At 64.0% G+C, this 16,369-nt stretch carries 16 protein-coding genes; all 16 read left to right on the top strand.

The window, feature by feature from the left end; translation table 11 throughout:
• Position 1 precedes the first annotated feature (1 nt).
• The 16 genes from WDC82_RS12775 (at position 2) to WDC82_RS12700 (ending at position 16,369) form a co-directional block, all read left to right on the top strand.
• Positions 2–1,192 carry a hypothetical protein gene (locus WDC82_RS12775; protein ID WP_340117704.1) on the top strand — a complete coding sequence of 397 codons (1,191 nt, stop codon included), beginning with the start codon at positions 2–4 and terminating at the stop codon, positions 1,190–1,192.
• Complete coding sequence (locus WDC82_RS12770) at positions 1,192–2,391, top strand: hypothetical protein (protein WP_340117703.1); 1,200 nt, start codon at positions 1,192–1,194, stop codon at positions 2,389–2,391. The genes WDC82_RS12775 and WDC82_RS12770 overlap by 1 nt, the downstream gene beginning before the upstream one ends.
• Positions 2,384–3,205, top strand: a complete 822-nt coding sequence (locus WDC82_RS12765; RefSeq protein ID WP_340117702.1) for a hypothetical protein — start codon at positions 2,384–2,386, stop codon at positions 3,203–3,205. The genes WDC82_RS12770 and WDC82_RS12765 overlap by 8 nt, the downstream gene beginning before the upstream one ends.
• The gene (locus WDC82_RS12760) at positions 3,202–4,428 is read left to right on the top strand and encodes a hypothetical protein (protein ID WP_340117701.1); all 1,227 of its coding nucleotides are present in this window, start codon (positions 3,202–3,204) and stop codon (positions 4,426–4,428) included. Before WDC82_RS12765 ends, WDC82_RS12760 begins: the two co-directional genes overlap by 4 nt.
• Complete coding sequence (locus WDC82_RS12755) at positions 4,425–5,333, top strand: class I SAM-dependent methyltransferase (RefSeq protein WP_340117700.1); 909 nt, start codon at positions 4,425–4,427, stop codon at positions 5,331–5,333. Before WDC82_RS12760 ends, WDC82_RS12755 begins: the two co-directional genes overlap by 4 nt.
• Positions 5,330–6,490: a glycosyltransferase family 4 protein gene (locus WDC82_RS12750; RefSeq protein WP_340117699.1), complete on the top strand. Its 1,161-nt coding sequence runs from the start codon at positions 5,330–5,332 to the stop codon at positions 6,488–6,490. Before WDC82_RS12755 ends, WDC82_RS12750 begins: the two co-directional genes overlap by 4 nt.
• Positions 6,490–7,593: a glycosyltransferase gene (locus WDC82_RS12745; RefSeq protein WP_340117698.1), complete on the top strand. Its 1,104-nt coding sequence runs from the start codon at positions 6,490–6,492 to the stop codon at positions 7,591–7,593. The genes WDC82_RS12750 and WDC82_RS12745 overlap by 1 nt, the downstream gene beginning before the upstream one ends.
• A gap of 1 nt (position 7,594) precedes the next feature.
• Complete coding sequence (locus WDC82_RS12740; protein ID WP_340117697.1) at positions 7,595–8,161, top strand: class I SAM-dependent methyltransferase; 567 nt, start codon at positions 7,595–7,597, stop codon at positions 8,159–8,161.
• On the top strand, positions 8,158–8,961 hold the full coding sequence (locus WDC82_RS12735) for a glycosyltransferase family 2 protein (RefSeq protein WP_340117696.1): 804 nt from the start codon (positions 8,158–8,160) through the stop codon (positions 8,959–8,961). Before WDC82_RS12740 ends, WDC82_RS12735 begins: the two co-directional genes overlap by 4 nt.
• Positions 8,962–9,138: 177 nt before the next feature.
• The gene (locus WDC82_RS12730) at positions 9,139–10,458 is read left to right on the top strand and encodes an extracellular solute-binding protein (RefSeq protein WP_340117695.1); all 1,320 of its coding nucleotides are present in this window, start codon (positions 9,139–9,141) and stop codon (positions 10,456–10,458) included.
• A 106-nt stretch (positions 10,459–10,564) separates the two neighbouring features.
• Complete coding sequence (locus WDC82_RS12725; protein WP_340117694.1) at positions 10,565–11,512, top strand: sugar ABC transporter permease; 948 nt, start codon at positions 10,565–10,567, stop codon at positions 11,510–11,512.
• Positions 11,509–12,447: a carbohydrate ABC transporter permease gene (locus tag WDC82_RS12720; protein ID WP_340117693.1), complete on the top strand. Its 939-nt coding sequence runs from the start codon at positions 11,509–11,511 to the stop codon at positions 12,445–12,447. Before WDC82_RS12725 ends, WDC82_RS12720 begins: the two co-directional genes overlap by 4 nt.
• Positions 12,448–12,467: 20 nt before the next feature.
• Positions 12,468–12,632, top strand: a complete 165-nt coding sequence (locus WDC82_RS12715; protein WP_340117692.1) for a hypothetical protein — start codon at positions 12,468–12,470, stop codon at positions 12,630–12,632.
• Positions 12,633–12,635: 3 nt separating this feature from the next.
• Positions 12,636–13,733: an ABC transporter ATP-binding protein gene (locus WDC82_RS12710; protein ID WP_340117691.1), complete on the top strand. Its 1,098-nt coding sequence runs from the start codon at positions 12,636–12,638 to the stop codon at positions 13,731–13,733.
• Positions 13,726–14,724: an ABC transporter ATP-binding protein gene (locus WDC82_RS12705; RefSeq protein ID WP_340117690.1), complete on the top strand. Its 999-nt coding sequence runs from the start codon at positions 13,726–13,728 to the stop codon at positions 14,722–14,724. Before WDC82_RS12710 ends, WDC82_RS12705 begins: the two co-directional genes overlap by 8 nt.
• Before the next feature lie 13 nt (positions 14,725–14,737).
• Complete coding sequence (locus WDC82_RS12700) at positions 14,738–16,369, top strand: dihydroxyacetone kinase subunit DhaK (RefSeq protein WP_340117689.1); 1,632 nt, start codon at positions 14,738–14,740, stop codon at positions 16,367–16,369.

Here is a 16,369-nt window from a genome sequence, read left to right as displayed (position 1 = left end):
CGTGACCGCCGAACGGTATGACATTATCCTCGTGCTGGATTACTTCCGGTCGGCTGCGGCTTATCTGAGTATTCTGGCCAGTTTTTCGGGAAAGCGGCGCATCGGCCTGTACGTTACACCGATGGACCCAGATCTGGCGCGAAAAAACCGCGGGAACCAGGACAGCTTCATTGAGGTCTGCCGAAACCTGGGGGCGGAGTTGGTGAACGACCACGCGGGCCCGCTTGAAGCTGGTCTTCTGATCGTTCAGCAACGCATATATGCCGACGACACATCTCGCCGTGTCATGAACCTGATTCAGGCACGTCGGCGTGTCGGCCTGATGAACTTTGCGATGGTCGGTCTCCCGGTACACGATGCCTTCGTGCGTCAGTTCGACCTGCAGCGTGTCTATATCCCATGTCGCCGCTTCATGGATTTCCTCATTGCTGAGCGGGGCGGTACCGACGTTTATGACAGCGTCGAGATCGTGCAAGTGGGGCTTCCCTTCGCGGCGCACCCCGTGTTCCCGGAGTTCGCGGTGGACTGGCTGGTGGTGGCGCCGACGAGCTTTAGTTTTCCCACCGAACACCACAAGCATACCTTTCTTGAAACCGTGTTGCGCCTGCTCTCGCGCATTCCCGCCGGTGACCGGATCGCCTACAAGCCGCACAACGGCCAAGAACGCGATTACTTTGAGCCGAATGGCTACACCCAGCTCGGCCGAATTCTGCAGCACTTGCCAGGTGCCGAATCATTGCTGCGCACGCTGACGGGGCGCTTGCGGGGCAGGCTGGGAAAAAGTCTGGACTGCCTCTACACCGCCATGCTGTTCGCCGCGGTCCGTCGCCGCGTGCAGCCGATGAGTGCCCTCTCGCCGCATGCCGAATTTTCACTGGAGGCATTTCTGCCTGGCGTGCGCAAAGGTGTGATAGGGGGGCTCAGCAATACGATCTGGAGCACGCTTTACTTTGGCTTGCCATTTTTCAACTGCGTGAACCCTGATGCCCGCGCGCGAGACCTTGAAGAGCGCCCGCGGTCCGCTTCGCTGCTCGACTTGAATCTGAAGTTTTTTGCGGTCCCGTATTGCGATGGAGATCCTGCCCGCGGCGCACGTGGATCCGATATCGTCACCGCGCAGGACCGGGAAGGAGACTTGATTGCGGCAGTGGAAGGGGATCTGAGGTGCGCAGCGCGGGTCGGGGCGGCCTGATGGTCATTTCCCGACGCCATGCCGACGCGATCTTATCGCTGCTATTGGTGATCTTCGCGCTGGACCTGCCGAGGTTAGTCATCGAGATGATGAGTTTGCCGCTCCCCCTGCTGGGCGGGCAGCCGCCTTATCTGATGCCGATGGTTTTGCTGCTGCCTATGGTGTACATGCCGGCGCTCAGAGAGCGTAGTGTACGTATTTTTCCGGACACTTTCGACCTGTTGTTCATTGGCGTCATGGGGTTCTGGATTTTCCTTGAGACGTTCCTGCCCGGGGAGGGACGGACGGCGGACTTCACGCTTGTCACAGCCAATCTTGTGGTGTTCGTTGGGTACATCGTGATTCGGCAGCACGTGCAGGTTTTCGGCGCCCATACCCTCGTGCAGACGGCCGTCGCGGTGCTCACTGTCGTGGTCTCCGGCCATCTCCTGGTGCTGGCGCTCGATGACGTCGGCTTTGCCGTTCCCCTCCTGAACATGGCCGAAGTGCGCAGTCGCAATGGGCTGTCCCTTCTCGGATTGCTGGTTCTCTTTCTGGTCTGGTTCGTCTGGCCAGTGGGCAGTGCCAAGTGGAGGTACTTTTTTCTTCCGGGTATCGTGATCATTCACATTTGGCTAAACGAGGCGCGTGCGGCGGCGGTCATTTTTCTGGCTCTGGCTGCCGTCAGCACTGTCCCTGCGGTGTTCGTAAATCTTCAGCGGAGGCTTCTGGCTTTCGTTTGCGCCGTCGTCGGCGTGATTGCTGTCGCCGCGCATCCGATGGCACTCGAGATGCGTGCACTGGATTCCGACGGCGATGCGGCACCTTTTGGCAACGATGACAGGGCCAGCCTCAACTATAGACAGGATGCGAACAGAATTCTCTTTCAGGAGTTCCTGCGTGCGCCGATCACTGGGCAGGGCTACCAGGTGGTCAAAGAGAGCAGGTCCGGACCGTACATTTCTCACACCTATCTTCTTTTTCCCTTTGCGGCATACGGCATCTTGGGCGTGGTACCCTATTTAATTGCGCTGCTGTTCTTTTTGAGGCAGTGCCGGGGATATGATCCGCGCCTGTCCATCCTGATACCCTTCTTTTTTCTGGGCATGCTGGCGGTGACCAACGATCTATGGGCCTGGATGGGGCTGCTGATGGCGGTAGCAGCTCACAACGTGGGGTCACCCCGAAGCGCGAGTGAACTCGGAGTTCAACATGGCTGAGAAGCGCATTGAGTACACAGGCATTTATTTTTCCCTGCGCGCCGTGCGCTCACATTGGCTTCTTGGTCTGGGTGTGGCTGCAGCCGTCGCGCTGATCAGTATTGCCTGGGTGGCTTCATCGAGGTCGGAAACGAGGGTTGAGGCCGACTATCTTCTGGGGTTTACCCGTCTTCTTGGCTTTACCCGTTCCGACGAGCCGGACCTGTTGCGAATGTACCTTCCGCCGGACGGGGACATGTTGGAGCACCTTCTGAACGAGCAAGCCTTGAGCGAACTGGGACTTGCGAGACACTGCTCCGCTCTGCTGGTCGTTCGCGAGCGGGATATTCTTCGCCTCGGTTGTCGTGGTGACACACTGGAAGTGGCAGAAGCCCGATTGCAGAAGGTAGCCGACGTCGTTCTTGAATATCATCGCGCCAGCTTGGATGAGTTTCAGACCTGGATGGCCAGTGTTTTAGAAACAAAAACGGCCAATGCGCAGCTTCTTGGGGAGGCGCTGGAACTCTTCGCTGGGCAGGCCGACCCGCCCACCGACGATGTCCAAGAAGGACTTCCACGACAAGAAGCGCTTGTTCGTGTGCTGGCAAGGGTCCAGCTCAACGAAATCGGGCAGGAAATCCGCGTCCTGAACCAAGCGAAGACACAGTGGGAAATGACGCGGATTGCACCCTGGAGCCCGACCGTAGAGACCGCCGGTATTGAGCCGCGCCATATCGTCATCATTCTGCTGGGCAGCATCTTCCTCGGCATCTTCGCTATGACGGCGCGTGCTCTCGGCCGTGGCTTGTACCAAACCGAGCGCCAGCCCGAATGACCACCCCGTGCACATCCCTCGACGTAGTGACGGTGCCCGACGCGGCGCGCGCGGCCTATAGGGCGTTTCTCGACGCGTGCCGGGAGGGCCCGGCCGGTTTCCGCCTCACCCCCCGGGCTGAAGCCACGCCGTATGCCCTCTGCTTCGGCATTTTCGGCCTGCACCTCTTGCGGGACGAAAGCACCCTGAACGCGGAACGAAACGCTTGCGTTACGGCGCTGGTCGACAATATCCGACGTGCGCGGGCCGCGCACGAGGACGTCCCCCGCGGCAAGGCCTACCGCCAGCTTCTCGCCTTCACCCTGAGTGCGCTGGCCGTGCTTGAGGCCCTCGACGATGCAGTGCTGGCGGACCTGGTGGTGGAGCAACTGCCCGCCGATATGGAACAGGCCCTGCACGCGGTCGGTGCCCTCGGCGGCAAGGCACAGAGCGGCAATCAGGCATTGTTCCTGGCGATCTTCCTCTGCCATGCCCGTGATCGCCTGGGGCGCGACGTTGACCACTTGCTGAAGCAGTGGGTGGATCTGCACTTCCGGTCGATGAACCGCTGGGGTTTTTGGGGATCGGACGCCGGGCCGACTCACCTGCACTTCCAGAATGGCTACCATCAGTACGAGGTGTTGGAATATCTGGCGGTGGAGAATCCGCGCGAGCGTGGCGCCGTGGATGCTGTGAGCGCGTTGGCCGACCCGCAAGGCCATTTCGCCCCGTACCCGGGTGGCGGCGGCTGCTACGATTACGACGCCGTTTTCGTGCTGACGCCCAACGGGAGCATTCCCAACGCCGAGACAGCGTCTCTCCTGCGCAAGACTGCCGCCACCCTGCTTTCGGAACAGTGTCCCGACGGCGGGTTCTGCGAGTCCTTGTACGTGCGGCCCCGTTCTCCCGCCAATCTCCTGCGTTTCGCCGGACAGATCCGGCGCGCATTGGGCAATCCTGCGCTGCTCAAAGAGCGAACGCGTTACGCTCTGGCGCTTCAGAGACCGGCGCACGACCGCGTCAATACGCACTGGAGCCGCTACCAGCGCCAGTGGCATGAAAGCGACCTGTGGGATTCCTGGTTCCGCATGCTGACGCTGGCGCGCATTGAAGCGGCGTTCGAACCGGCAGCGGCGCAGCGTTGGGGGTTCATCGACTATCCCGGGATCGGCTGGCATCCGGCTCTGCGGACAGGAACGGCGGCGCATGACGCGGCGCCGGAGGTAAAGGCCGTCGATCGGTGATACGCCTGGACACCTGCCCGGCCTGCGAAAGCGCCGAGACCCGCACTGTGGCCGGGCCCTCGGCTGAGGTGTGGCGCCGGCTGCTCGCCTTCTCGGAACGCCGCTACAACGGCTTTCTGAACGTCCTCGCGGAGAGCATGGATCTGCGTGTCCTGACGTGCGATCGCTGTACCCATTGCTGGTATGCTGAAATCCCGGACAGCGAGATGCTCTCCGGCATGTACGCAGCTGCCGTGCCCTTCGGCAACGCGACCCAGGCCGCGGTGGAAAGCTACGGCCGAGCGACGCCCTCCATGGTGGACCGAATGGCGCGTATACGCGCCATCGCCGCACGCTTGGCGGTCCCGGCGGAGGCGGGTGGCGGGCTCGCACTCCTGGACTACGGTTCGGGCACAGGGCGCTGGGCAACGGCCGCGGTCCGTGCCGGTTTCACCGCCACGGCGTTGGAACCCCACGCACACCGCGTGGAGCAACAGGATGAGGACTTCGAGGTCGTCACGGACGAGGGGGCGCTTCTGGGCCGGCAGTTCGACGTCCTCCACTTGGAGCAGGTGCTGGAGCACGTCCCCGAGCCGCAGCTCTTACTGCGCCGTCTGCGACCCCTGTGCAGGGCTACGACGCTTCTGGTTGTGCGTGTTCCAAACCTGGCGAAGGAAGCCATGCGGTCGAACGTCTGGGGCGACTGGCCCTACGACGGCGTGCGGCCGCACATAATGGCGCCCTTCGAGCACCTGCACGGTTTCACGCCCCGTTCGCTCCAGGCGCTGATTCGCGCGGCGGGCTTCCGCCCCCTGCGCGCCACCACGGTCAGCCCTTACTTCCCTCGGCACGTCCTGCACCGTTTCGCGGGTCGGCTGCATCCCGCATTGGGCCAGACCGAGGTTTTTGGAATACTGGGTGCATGACACGCGTCCTTTATCTCTCCCCGTCGACGCTGCCCTCACGGACGGCTAACTCCGTTCATGTGGCCCATCAGTGCGACGGCTTTTCGCGGCTGGGGGCCGAGGTGACCCTGGTCGCCAAGCGCACGCTCGCGGATGCGGCGGCGCTGCCGGCGGCGGTGCGGGAGGCCTACGGCGTTGCATTCGACCGGGTGCGGCTGGAGACCTTCTTCCGCAAGGCTACGCGAGGCGATACGGTTGCTATCGCCCTCAAATCCTTGGCCGTGGCGGCGCGGCAGGAACCGCCGCCCGACGTCGTTCTCTCGCGCAATCTCTATGCCGCCTACGCGCTGGCGGTCCTGCGTGGCCGCCAGCTTGTCTACGAAGTTCACGACCTGGAGCATGGCGTCCGCCGGCGCTTGCAACGGGCGATTATTGCGCATCCCAGAGTCCTCACACTGACGATCTCTGAGAAGCTGCGCGAGATTTTGACCGAGCATCATGGTATCGCGCCGGCCAACGCCCTGGTCCTGCACGACGCCGCGCCGGAGGGGATCACGCCCTTGGCGGCGGCGGAGAAGCGTGCCGCACTGCAGGACGTGACGCCGGGAGTTGACCTGAGCCGTTACCGAACGGTTTGCGGGTACTTCGGCCATCTCTATCCGGGCCGTGGCATCGAGGTGATCGAAGGCATGGCTCGCCTTCGGCCGGAGACCGGTTTCCTGGTGTTCGGCGGCAACGAGGGTGACATTGTTGCCCGCCGGGACGCCAACTGCTTGCCGAACCTCCATTTCATGGGTTTTGTCCCTCATGCCATGGCGCAGCGAGCCATGGCAGCATGCGACGTGCTCCTGATGCCTTACCAGCGGCAGGTTTCTATCGGCGTTGCGGGACGCGATACCGCCCGCTGGATGTCACCCATGAAGATGTTCGAATACCTGGCCTCCGGCACGCCGCTGATCTCTTCGGACCTCCCGGTACTGCGCGAGGTCCTGCGCCATGGCGAGAACGCACTCTTGGTGACTCCGGCCGTGGTCGACGACTGGGTCGCCGCCCTCGACCGGCTGTGTGCCTCCCCCTCTCTGGCGCGGAGCTTGGGGGCGGCCGGACACGCCGACTACGCGGAGCACCACACTTGGACGGTCCGCGCCAAGCGTATACTGGAGGCGGCGGGGGCCTGATGCGCAAAATCTTCATCCTGGTGCCGTCGTTCAGTCCGACCGGCCCCGTGAAAGGGGCCGTGGCCCTGGCCAATGCGCTGGCAACGGAGCGGCCGACGACGCTGGTGGCGGTGAAGCCCGGTCCTGGCGTCGAGGCTCCGATCAATCCGGCCGTCGCGGTGCGGACATTGGGCGGTGGCGTGCGGGCGGTGCGCGCCTACCGGGCGATGCTGGAGGAGGCCGGCGGGCGCTCTTCCGTCGCGTCCATTTCCTATTGTCTGTCCGCCGACGCGGTGAACCTGATGTGTCGCCGCGCGGCCGTTACCTGCTCCAGCGTGCGCGGCAATTTGCCCCGCAACTACCGCATGGACTATGGCCCCAAGGGCCTGCCCTTGGCACTGGCCCATCTGACCGCACTGCGCGGACTCGATCACGTTGCCGCCATGACCGCCAGCATGGCGCGGCAGGTCGCTCCGTTCTGCGGCCAGATGCCCGTGGTCATCGGCAACTTCATCGACGAGCCCGCCGTGGAGCGCTTCCGCGCCACAGAAGCCAGGGCAGGGGAATGGCGCTTCGCCTTTGTCGGCAGCCTGTCGCGGCGCAAGCAGGCCCACCTTGTGTTGCATGCCGCCGCCGCCCTGCTGAGCGCTGGGCACGACGTCCGGGTGGACCTGATCGGCGAAGGCCCCTTGCGGGCGGATCTGCAAGCGGAAATCCGCAGCCTGGGCCTCGGGGATCGTGCCGTCCTGCACGGCCACCTCGCCGAGCCCTGGCCGCTGCTTGCGGCTGCCGACGCCATGGTCCTGCCCTCGTTATCGGAGGGCATGTCGCGCGCGGTGCTGGAGGCTTTGCATCTGGGCGTTCCCTGTGTCCTGCGCAATGTAGACGGCAACGCCGAGGTCGTGACGCCCGGAGTCAACGGCACCCTGTTCACCGATGATGCGGAGTGTGCCGCCGCCATGGAGCGGGCGGCAATCCTCTCCCGTTCGTTGCCGCCGGGCCGCAAGAGTCTGCTGCCGGCGAACTGCCGCCAGAGCGAGGCCGCCCGCCGCATGCTGGCTTTGGTCGAGACCGGCCACGGCGCCGCCGCCGAGGCCGCGGAAACCGAAATTCGGAAGGCCTGACGTGACCGACTCTCAACTCGACTACGCCGACTATCTCAAGCAACGCAGCTGGAAGGGACTGCTATACCGCCGGTATGTCCTTTACCCCCGCCTCTGCCGCCAGTTGACCGGGCATGTTCTGGATATTGGCTGCGGCATCGGCGATATGCTGGCCTTCCGCCCGGATACCGAAGGCGTCGACGTCAACCCGCACACCGTTGCGCTGTGCCGGAAGCGCGGCCTGCACGCGCGGGAGATGGCTCCCGACCGCCTGCCTTACGCCGACGCGGCCTTCGATGGCGCGATGATGGACAACGTTCTGGAGCACATCGCCGAGCCCGGTCCGATCCTCGGCGAGGTCCGCCGCGTACTGGCACCCAGCGGCACGTTTGTTTGCGGGGTCCCGGGCCGGCGGGGTTTCGCCGCCGATCCGGACCATAAAGTTTTCTATGACGAGGGGGCACTGCGCCGCACGGTCGAGACCTATGGCTTTACCACCCGCACGGTCTTCCATATGCCTTTTCGCAGTAGTTGGCTCGAAGCGCGCATGAGCCAGTACTGCGTCTATGGGGTGTTCGAGCGAGCATGACACCGGAAAGGGAACGTCTGACCATAGGCATCGTCACCTACCGCAGCGCTGGCCTGGTGGAAACGGCGGTTTTGTCGGCCCTGGCGGCAATGCCGGAAGACGTAGACGGGCGAGTGATCCTGATCGACAACCAAAGCCCTGACGACACCGCGCAGGTCAATGCCCGGCTGGCGGCGGGCGATCCGCGTGTCACGGCGGTGGTGAACGACAGCAACGCGGGCTTCGGCGGAGGCCACAACAAGATCCTCGCTATGGTCGACAGCACATGGCATGTCTTCTGCAATCCCGACATCACGGTCATGCCGGGGGCGCTCGACGCCTTGGTCAACGTCCTGCGGCACCAGCCGGACGTGGCCATCGTTAGTCCGCGTGTGCATTTCGAGGATGGCCGCCTGCAACCGCTGAACCGGCGCCCCCCGACCTTGTGGGATCTGTTCCTGCGCCGCTTCATGCCCCGCCCCTTGCGCCCGGTCTTCCGGAAGCGGATGGAGCGGTACGAGATGCTGGATGTCGGCTACGACAAACCGTGTGACGTGCCGTTCTCCAGCGGTGCCTTCATGGCGTGCCGTACGGGCGCTCTGAAGGCCGTCGGCGGCTTCGACGAGCGCTATTTCCTTTACTTCGAGGACGCCGACCTGTCACGCGCGCTGCAGCGGGCGGGATGGCGGACCATCTACTGCCCGGATGCTCTGGTGCTGCATGGCTGGCAGCGGGAGGCTCACAAGAGTCTCAGTGGCGTTCTGAACTTCATCCGCTCGGCTGCTCGATATTTCAATAAGTGGGGCTGGCGCCTGTTCTAATCCGACGTTTCCATTGGGCAATCTTCCCGATGTCTTCCTGAAACGGTCTCGGGCCGGCTTGCCCCAGCTGCATTCTGATGTACGCACCTCAAAAGTTCGTTGACTTGAGGTACGTAACGCATTTAACGTCTCTGGGATGAGCGCAGGAAACACATGCGCCGCAACAGGGAGGAAATGATGAAAAGAATGGAAGCCGCCGGTCTCGGCGCGCTGCTTGCCGTTTCCGTAGCCTTGCCCACGGCCGCCTCGGCCGACACTCTCACGCTGTGCTGGGCAGCCTGGGATCCGGCCAATGCCCTGGTCGAGCTTTCCAAGGAATTCGAGGCCGAGTCGGGCCACACGATGAACTTCGAGTTCGTGCCCTGGCCGAACTTTGCCGACCGCATGCTCAACGAACTGAACTCCGGCGGAAAGCTCTGCGATCTTCTCATCGGCGACAGCCAGTGGATCGGCGGCGGCGCCGAGAACGGCCACTACGTCAAGCTGAACGATTTCTTCGATGCCAGCGGCATCAGCATGGACGACTTCGCGCCGGCCACCGTCTATGCCTATTCGACCTGGCCCAAGGGGACGCCGAACTACTACGCACTGCCGGCGATGGGCGATGCCAACGGCTGGTTCTACCGCAAGGACTGGTTCGCGCGCGACGACATCCGCGCGGCCTACAAGGAAAAGACCGGCCAGGACCTGCGCGAGCCGCAGTCCCAGAAGGAACTCCTGCAGATCGCGCAGTTCTTCCAGGGCCGCGAGATCGACGGCAAGACCGTCTACGGGGCAGCCATCTTCACCGAGCGGGGTTCCGAAGGAATCACCATGGGGGTGACTTCCGCGCTCTATCCCTGGGGCTTCCAGTACGAGTCCGAGCCGGGCACCTACAAGATGGAAGGCGCGGTGAACTCGCCCGAGGCGGTCGAGGCACTGGAATTCTACAAGGAGTTCTATAAGACCGCGACGCCGCCGGGCTACACCAACTCCTACATGGGCGAGTCGCTCGACGCCTTCAAATCCGGCCAGGTGGCGATGGCGATGAACTGGTTCGCTTTCTTCCCCGGGCTCTATGCCGATCCCACAACCGGCGGCGACAAGATCGATTTCTTCGTCAATCCGCCGCAGAACGTGGCCGGCAGCACCCTCGGCGGGCAGGGCATCTCGGTCGTCACCTACTCCGAAAAGAAGGATGCGGCCCTCGAGTACATCAAGTGGTTCGCTCAGCCCTCGGTGCAGGCCAAGTGGTGGGAACTCGGCGGCTATTCGGCCCACAACGCCGTGCTCAACGACCCCGGCTTCAAGGACAGCGCCCCCTTCGCCGGCGACTTCCTGGTGGCCATGAATGACGTAAAGGATTTCTGGCAGGAGCCAGCCTATGCCGAACTGCTTCTGGCCATGCAGAAGCGCATCCATGACTACGTCGTGGCCGATCAGGGCACCGCAAAGGAAGCCTTGGACAAGCTGATCGAGGATTGGACGGAAGTCTTCGAGGACGAAGGCAAGCTGTAGCACCGATCCTGGCAAGGCCGGGTCCGCCGGGTCCGGCCTTGCCCCTTCTCCTCCGGGGACGCGATTTCCCCGGGAACTGATCGAAACCGGGAAGCGGATAGACGAGATGTCCATCGGAGCCTTCGATCGCGTCGCCGCGGCGACGCCACAGCGGGTCGCGCGCCGCATTCGCGGATTGTCGGATCGTGCGATCGCCTGGATCTTCGTGGCGCCGACCATCGGCCTGCTGCTGGCGATCAACATCTTTCCGCTGATTTGGACCATCCAGCTCAGCTTCACCGACTACAAGGCGAACCGGCTGGGCCGCGAAGTCGAGAATGTCGGCCTGCGCAACTACGAGCGCATTCTCACCGACAGCGACGTGTGGCTGAACATGCAGGCCACCGCCCACTTCCTGCTGTGGACGATCGTCCTGCAGGTGCTGCTCGGCTTCGCGCTGGCCTGGCTGATCCACCGCAACTTCAGAGGCAATGCCTTCTGGACGACGATGATCGTGCTGCCGATGATGCTGTCCCCGGCGGTCGTCGGCAACTTCTGGAAATTCCTCTATCAGCCGCAGATTGGCCTCTTCAACTACGTCGTCGCCTTCTTCAGCGGCGCCGAGCCGTCGAGCTTCGAAATGCTGGGCCAGGTCAACCTGGCGCCCTGGGCCATCGTGATCGTCGACACCTGGATGTGGACGCCCTTCGTGATGCTGATCTGCCTCGCGGGCCTGCGGTCGATCCCGAACTACATCTACGAGGCGGCCGAGATCGACCGCGCCTCAAGGTTCCGGCAGTTCTGGACGATCACGGTGCCGATGGTGCTGCCCTTCCTGATGCTGGCGGTCCTGTTCCGGGGCATCGAGAATTTCAAGATGTTCGACCTCGTGGTCCAGCTGACCGGCGGCGGTCCCGGCTCCACGACCGAGCTGACCTCGATCAACCTCAAGCGCGAGGCCTTCGAAAAGTGGCGCACTGGCTACGCCAGCGCCTATGCGATCATCCTGTTCGTTACCGTCTTCGGTCTCGCGAGCATCTATGTCAAAGCACTCAACCGGGTGAAGCAGCGATGAGCGGCCATTCTATCACGCAAGCGTCGGGGCGCGCGAAGTGGACCGCCGGAACGCTGGTCGTTCTCTACGCGGTGATCACCCTCGCCCCGCTGCTCTGGATCCTGATGACGGGCTTCAAGTCACCGTCGGACGCCATCGCCTATCCGCCCAAGCTGGTGTTCGAGCCGACGCTGGAAGGCTACGTCAATCTCTTCACCCAGCGCACGCGGCAGACCGACGATTTCCTCGCAAGCAATCCGCCGCAGACATGGTATGACGAGATCGTCCGCCAGTACGACATGGTCATCGTCGGGCCGTCAAAGTTCGGCGAACGCTTTCTCAATTCGGTCATCATCGGTTTCGGATCGACCTTCCTCTCGATCTTCCTAGGAACACTCGCGGCCTATGCGTTCAGCCGGTTCAAGATTCCCCTGGCGGACGATCTTCTGTTCTTCATCCTCTCGACCCGAATGATGCCGCCGATCGCGGTGGCCATCCCGATCTTTCTGATGTACCGCCAGCTCGGACTCTCCGATACGCATCTGGGTATGATCCTGCTCTATACAGCGGTGAACATCTCGCTGGCGGTGTGGCTGCTCAAGGGCTTCATCGACGAGATCCCGCGGGAGTACGAAGAGGCCGCGCTGATCGACGGTTACACGCGGTTCCAGGCCTTCTACAAGGTGGTGCTGCCCCAGGCGGCGACGGGTATCGCCTCGACCGCGATCTTCTGCCTGATCTTCGCCTGGAACGAATATGCCTTCGCGGTGCTGCTGACCTCGGCCACGGCGCAGACCGCGCCGCCCTTCATTCCGACGATCATCGGTGTCGGCGGCCTGGACTGGCCGGCGGTCGCGGCCGGCGCCACCCTGTTCCTGCTGCCGGTCATGATCTTCACCATCCTGTTGCGCAAGCACCTGCTGCGCGGCATTACCTTCGGCGCGGTGCGCAAATGAGCGGCTTTATCCGAGGCTTGTTGCGGCTGCGGCGAGGACCGTGGGAGATCGTTGCCACCATCCTGATCGCGCTTGGCGTATTCATGCTGATGCAGTCGTTCGTGCTGTGGGCCTTCACCTACTCGTTCTTCGTCACGCTGCTGGGCACGGTGATGTTCATCGTCGTCAGCCATTTTCGCGAGTAGGCCATGGCGCAGATCGTCATAAAGAATCTCAAGAAGCAGTTCGGCGACTTCACGGCCGTGCGCGAGAGCTCGTTCACAATCGAGGACGGCGAGTTCTTCATGCTGCTCGGGCCGTCCGGTTGCGGCAAGACGACGACGTTGCGGATGATTGCGGGCCTGGAGCTTCCCACCAGCGGCGAAATCTACCTCGACGGCGAGGAAATCAGCCAGAAGCGGCCGCGCGAACGCGACATCGCCTTCGTCTTCCAGATGTTCGCGCTCTATCCGCACATGAACGTGCGCAAGAACATCTCCTATCCTCTCGTCAGTCAGGGAATGCCGCGGGCGAAGATACGAGAGAAGGTGGCCGAAGTGGCCAGGATACTCGGTATCGAGGACATCCTGGACCGCCCGGTAGGAGGGCTTTCCGGTGGCGATCGCCAGCGCGTGGCGCTGGGCCGGGCCATCGTCCGTGAACCGAAGGCCTTCATGATGGACGAACCGCTCGGGGCGCTCGATGCGGAGTTCCGTGAGCAGATGGCCGAGGAGCTGCGCGCACTGCACGACCGCATGGGCGCCACCACGGTTTACGTGACGCACGATCAGCTCGAGGCCATGCAGATGGGTGACAAGATCGTCGTTATGAACAATGCGGTGGTGGAGCAGTTTGGGCCGCCGCAGGAGATCTACGACAAACCGGCGACGGTGTTCGTCGCCGACTTCATCGGCTCGCCGCCGATGAACTTCCTGCCCTTCAGCGGCCGGCTCGCGGCGGGCGCCGACAGGGTCGCGCTGAATGGCGCCAGCTTTGCCGTGCCGGTGCTGCGCGAGGGCGCCCAGGGGGATCTGCTGTTCGGCGTGCGGCCGGAACACATTCGCCTGGTTGACGACGGCGGCTACCGCGCGGAGGTGCTGGCAACGGAGTACCTCGGCACCACGCAGATCGTCACTCTGCGGTCCCACAATGGCGATCTCAAGGCGCGGATCAGTTCGGACCAGCCCGTGCGGACCGGCGAGACCGTTGGCCTCAGCTTCAATGCAAGGACTATATCGCTCTTCGAGGCGGCCACGGGACGCGCCCTGCGTTCCGAACTGAATGAAGGGGTGCTGGGCGATGGCTGAAGTCGTGCTCGCTGGCGTCAGCAAGTCGTTCGGCCAGACGCAGGCAATCAGTGACGTCGACCTGACGGTTCCCGACGGCAGTTTCGTGGTGCTTCTGGGGCCGACCGGCGCGGGCAAGACGACGACCCTGCGGCTGATCGCGGGGCTCGAGAAGGCCGACGCGGGCGACATCAGCATCGGCGGCCGGCGGGTGAACCGGAAGACGCCGGCGCAACGCGACGTGGCGATGGTGTTTCAGCAGTATTCGCTCTATCCCCACCTGAGTGTGCGCGAGAACCTCGCCTTTCCCCTGAAGTCACCCGTGCTGAGGACCCCGGCCGCCGATATCGCCCGCAAGGTCGCGGAGGTGGCCGAGGTGCTGCACATTTCCCACAAGCTCGACAACAAGTCGACGGAGCTTTCCGGCGGCGAAATGCAGCGTGTCTCCATCGGGCGGGCGCTGGTACGCGATCCGGCGGTCTACCTGATGGACGAGCCGCTTTCCTCCCTCGATGCGAAACTGAGGGCCGACCTGCGGATCGAACTGAAGCGGATCCATGCGGAGATGGCGGCGACGCTGCTGTATGTCACCCACGACCAGATCGAGGCGATGACCATGGCCAGCCATGTCGGCGTGCTCGATCACGGGCGGCTGGTGCAGTTCGGCACGCCCCGTGAAGTCTACGAGAGCCCCCATACGACCTATGTCGCCGCGCGCCTGGGCCAGCCGCGGATCAATCTGTTGCCGGCAGGGCTGTTCGGCGAGGCGGCGCCGCCGGGGGCGGTGCAGATCGGCCTGCGGCCGGAGCACGTCGGCATCGGTGACGGCAAGGACGCGCAGATCGTGCGGGTCGAGCACCTGGGCGATCAGACGCGCCTGCACTTGAAGTTCGCAGGATACGACGTGGTGACTCTGACGGATCCGCATACGTCGCTCGAATCAGGGCAATCCATCGCCATCGCGCCGAAGAACCCGCTGTTCTTCGATGCCGACGGCCTGAGAATTCGGTGAGGGAGGGGAGAGAATGGCGCAGTTCGTGAATGCCAAGGAAGCGCTGGTAACCGAGGCGCTCGACGGCCTTCTCGCCACTGCGGGCGGCAAGCTGGCCCGGCTTGACGGCTATCCGCACATCAAGGTGGTCTATCGGGCGGACTGGGAGCGCACGAAAGTCGCGCTCGTCTCCGGCGGCGGCTCCGGCCACGAGCCGGCCCACGCCGGCTTCGTCGGCCCCGGAATGCTGACGGCCGCGGTCTGCGGCGAGGTCTTCGCCTCGCCGTCGGTGGAGGCGGTGCTCGCCGGTATCCTGGCGGTGACGGGCGAAGCGGGGTGCCTGCTGATCGTCAAGAACTACACCGGCGATCGGCTGAACTTCGGGCTGGCGGCCGAGCGCGCCCGCGCCCTTGGCCGCAAGGTCGAGATGGTGGTGGTGGACGACGACATCGCGCTGCCCGATCTGCCGCAGCCGCGCGGTGTGGCGGGGACCCTGTTCGTACACAAGATCGCCGGCGCCGCCGCGGAGGCCGGGGAAAGCCTGGGGCAGGTCGCCGCCAAGGCGCGGGCGGTCGTCGCCAAAATCGCCTCCATCGGCAAGAGCCTGGACACCTGCACGGTCCCCGGCTCGCCGAAGGAGGACAGGATCCCGAAAGGCAAGGCTGAGCTGGGCCTGGGCATTCACGGTGAGCCGGGCGTGGAGCAGGTGGATTTCACCGGCGCCAAGTCAGCGGTGGACATCGTGCTCGAGAAGCTGCGTCCGTATCTCGACGGCGCGGGCGGGGGAACACGGGTGGCGCTGCTGAACAATCTCGGCTCCACCACGCCGCTCGAGATGGCGGTGCTCGCCCATGCCCTGGCCGAGGCTGGCGTTGCGCAGCAGGTCATCGGGCCTGCCCCGATGATGACGTCGCTCGATATGCACGGCTTCTCCGTCTCCATCATCGAAGCCGACGATGCCGAACTTGCAGCGCTGGCTGCCCCCGTGCCGATGGCGGCGTGGCCGGGCATGAACAAGGTAGTCGCCGTGCCGGTCGCTCCGCTGCCGGACGGCCTGACGCCGATCGAGCCGATCCCTTCCGTCAACCCCCGCATCCGCGCCACCCTGGAGCACGTGGCGGATCTGCTGATCGCGGCCGAAGCAAAGCTGAATGAACTTGACGCCAAGTCCGGTGACGGCGACACCGGCAGCACCCTGGCCACCGCCGCGCGCGCGCTAAAGGGCAGTCTGGACCGCATGCCGCTGGCGGATCTGACCCAACTCTTTCCGGCGCTCGGCAATGAGCTGAGCCAGACGATGGGCGGATCGTCGGGCGTCATTCTGGCGATCTACTTCAATGCGGCCGGGGATGCCTGCGCCAACGGCCAGACGGTTCACCAGGCCTTGCGCGAGGGGCTGCGCCGTGTCAGCGAAGTGGGCGGCGCCCAGGTCGGCGATCGGACGATGATCGATGCCCTGGCCCCGGCGCTGGAGGCGTTGGAGCATGGCCTCTCCGCTGCCGCCGCTGCGGCGCGGACCGGCGCCGACAGCACGGCCGCGATCCACCGGGCCAAGGCCGGACGGGCGGCTTATGTGCCCGAGAAGAACCTGCAGGGTTACAACGATCCGGGCGCCGAGGCCGTCGCTCTGCTGCTGGAAGGTCTTGCTGAGAATATGAGGGTTTGA

Source organism: Pelagibius sp. 7325, from assembly GCF_037652055.1.
Classification (GTDB): domain Bacteria; phylum Pseudomonadota; class Alphaproteobacteria; order Kiloniellales; family Kiloniellaceae; genus Pelagibius.
The sequence above is the reverse complement of the archived record's forward strand: the minus strand, read 5'-3'. Positions and strand labels throughout refer to the sequence as shown.

Bases quoted from the DNA above. Each gene is read 5' to 3' on its own strand.
- WDC82_RS12770 (WP_340117703.1), top strand. From the start codon at position 1,192: ATGGTCATTTCCCGACGCCATGCCGACGCGATCTTATCGCTGCTATTG.
- WDC82_RS12765 (WP_340117702.1), top strand. From the start codon at position 2,384: ATGGCTGAGAAGCGCATTGAGTACACAGGCATTTATTTTTCCCTGCGC.
- WDC82_RS12760 (WP_340117701.1), top strand. From the start codon at position 3,202: ATGACCACCCCGTGCACATCCCTCGACGTAGTGACGGTGCCCGACGCG.
- WDC82_RS12750 (WP_340117699.1), top strand. From the start codon at position 5,330: ATGACACGCGTCCTTTATCTCTCCCCGTCGACGCTGCCCTCACGGACG.
- WDC82_RS12745 (WP_340117698.1), top strand. From the start codon at position 6,490: ATGCGCAAAATCTTCATCCTGGTGCCGTCGTTCAGTCCGACCGGCCCC.
- WDC82_RS12735 (WP_340117696.1), top strand. From the start codon at position 8,158: ATGACACCGGAAAGGGAACGTCTGACCATAGGCATCGTCACCTACCGC.
- WDC82_RS12730 (WP_340117695.1), top strand. From the start codon at position 9,139: ATGAAAAGAATGGAAGCCGCCGGTCTCGGCGCGCTGCTTGCCGTTTCC.
- WDC82_RS12725 (WP_340117694.1), top strand. From the start codon at position 10,565: ATGTCCATCGGAGCCTTCGATCGCGTCGCCGCGGCGACGCCACAGCGG.
- WDC82_RS12720 (WP_340117693.1), top strand. From the start codon at position 11,509: ATGAGCGGCCATTCTATCACGCAAGCGTCGGGGCGCGCGAAGTGGACC.
- WDC82_RS12710 (WP_340117691.1), top strand. From the start codon at position 12,636: ATGGCGCAGATCGTCATAAAGAATCTCAAGAAGCAGTTCGGCGACTTC.
- WDC82_RS12705 (WP_340117690.1), top strand. From the start codon at position 13,726: ATGGCTGAAGTCGTGCTCGCTGGCGTCAGCAAGTCGTTCGGCCAGACG.
- WDC82_RS12700 (WP_340117689.1), top strand. From the start codon at position 14,738: ATGGCGCAGTTCGTGAATGCCAAGGAAGCGCTGGTAACCGAGGCGCTC.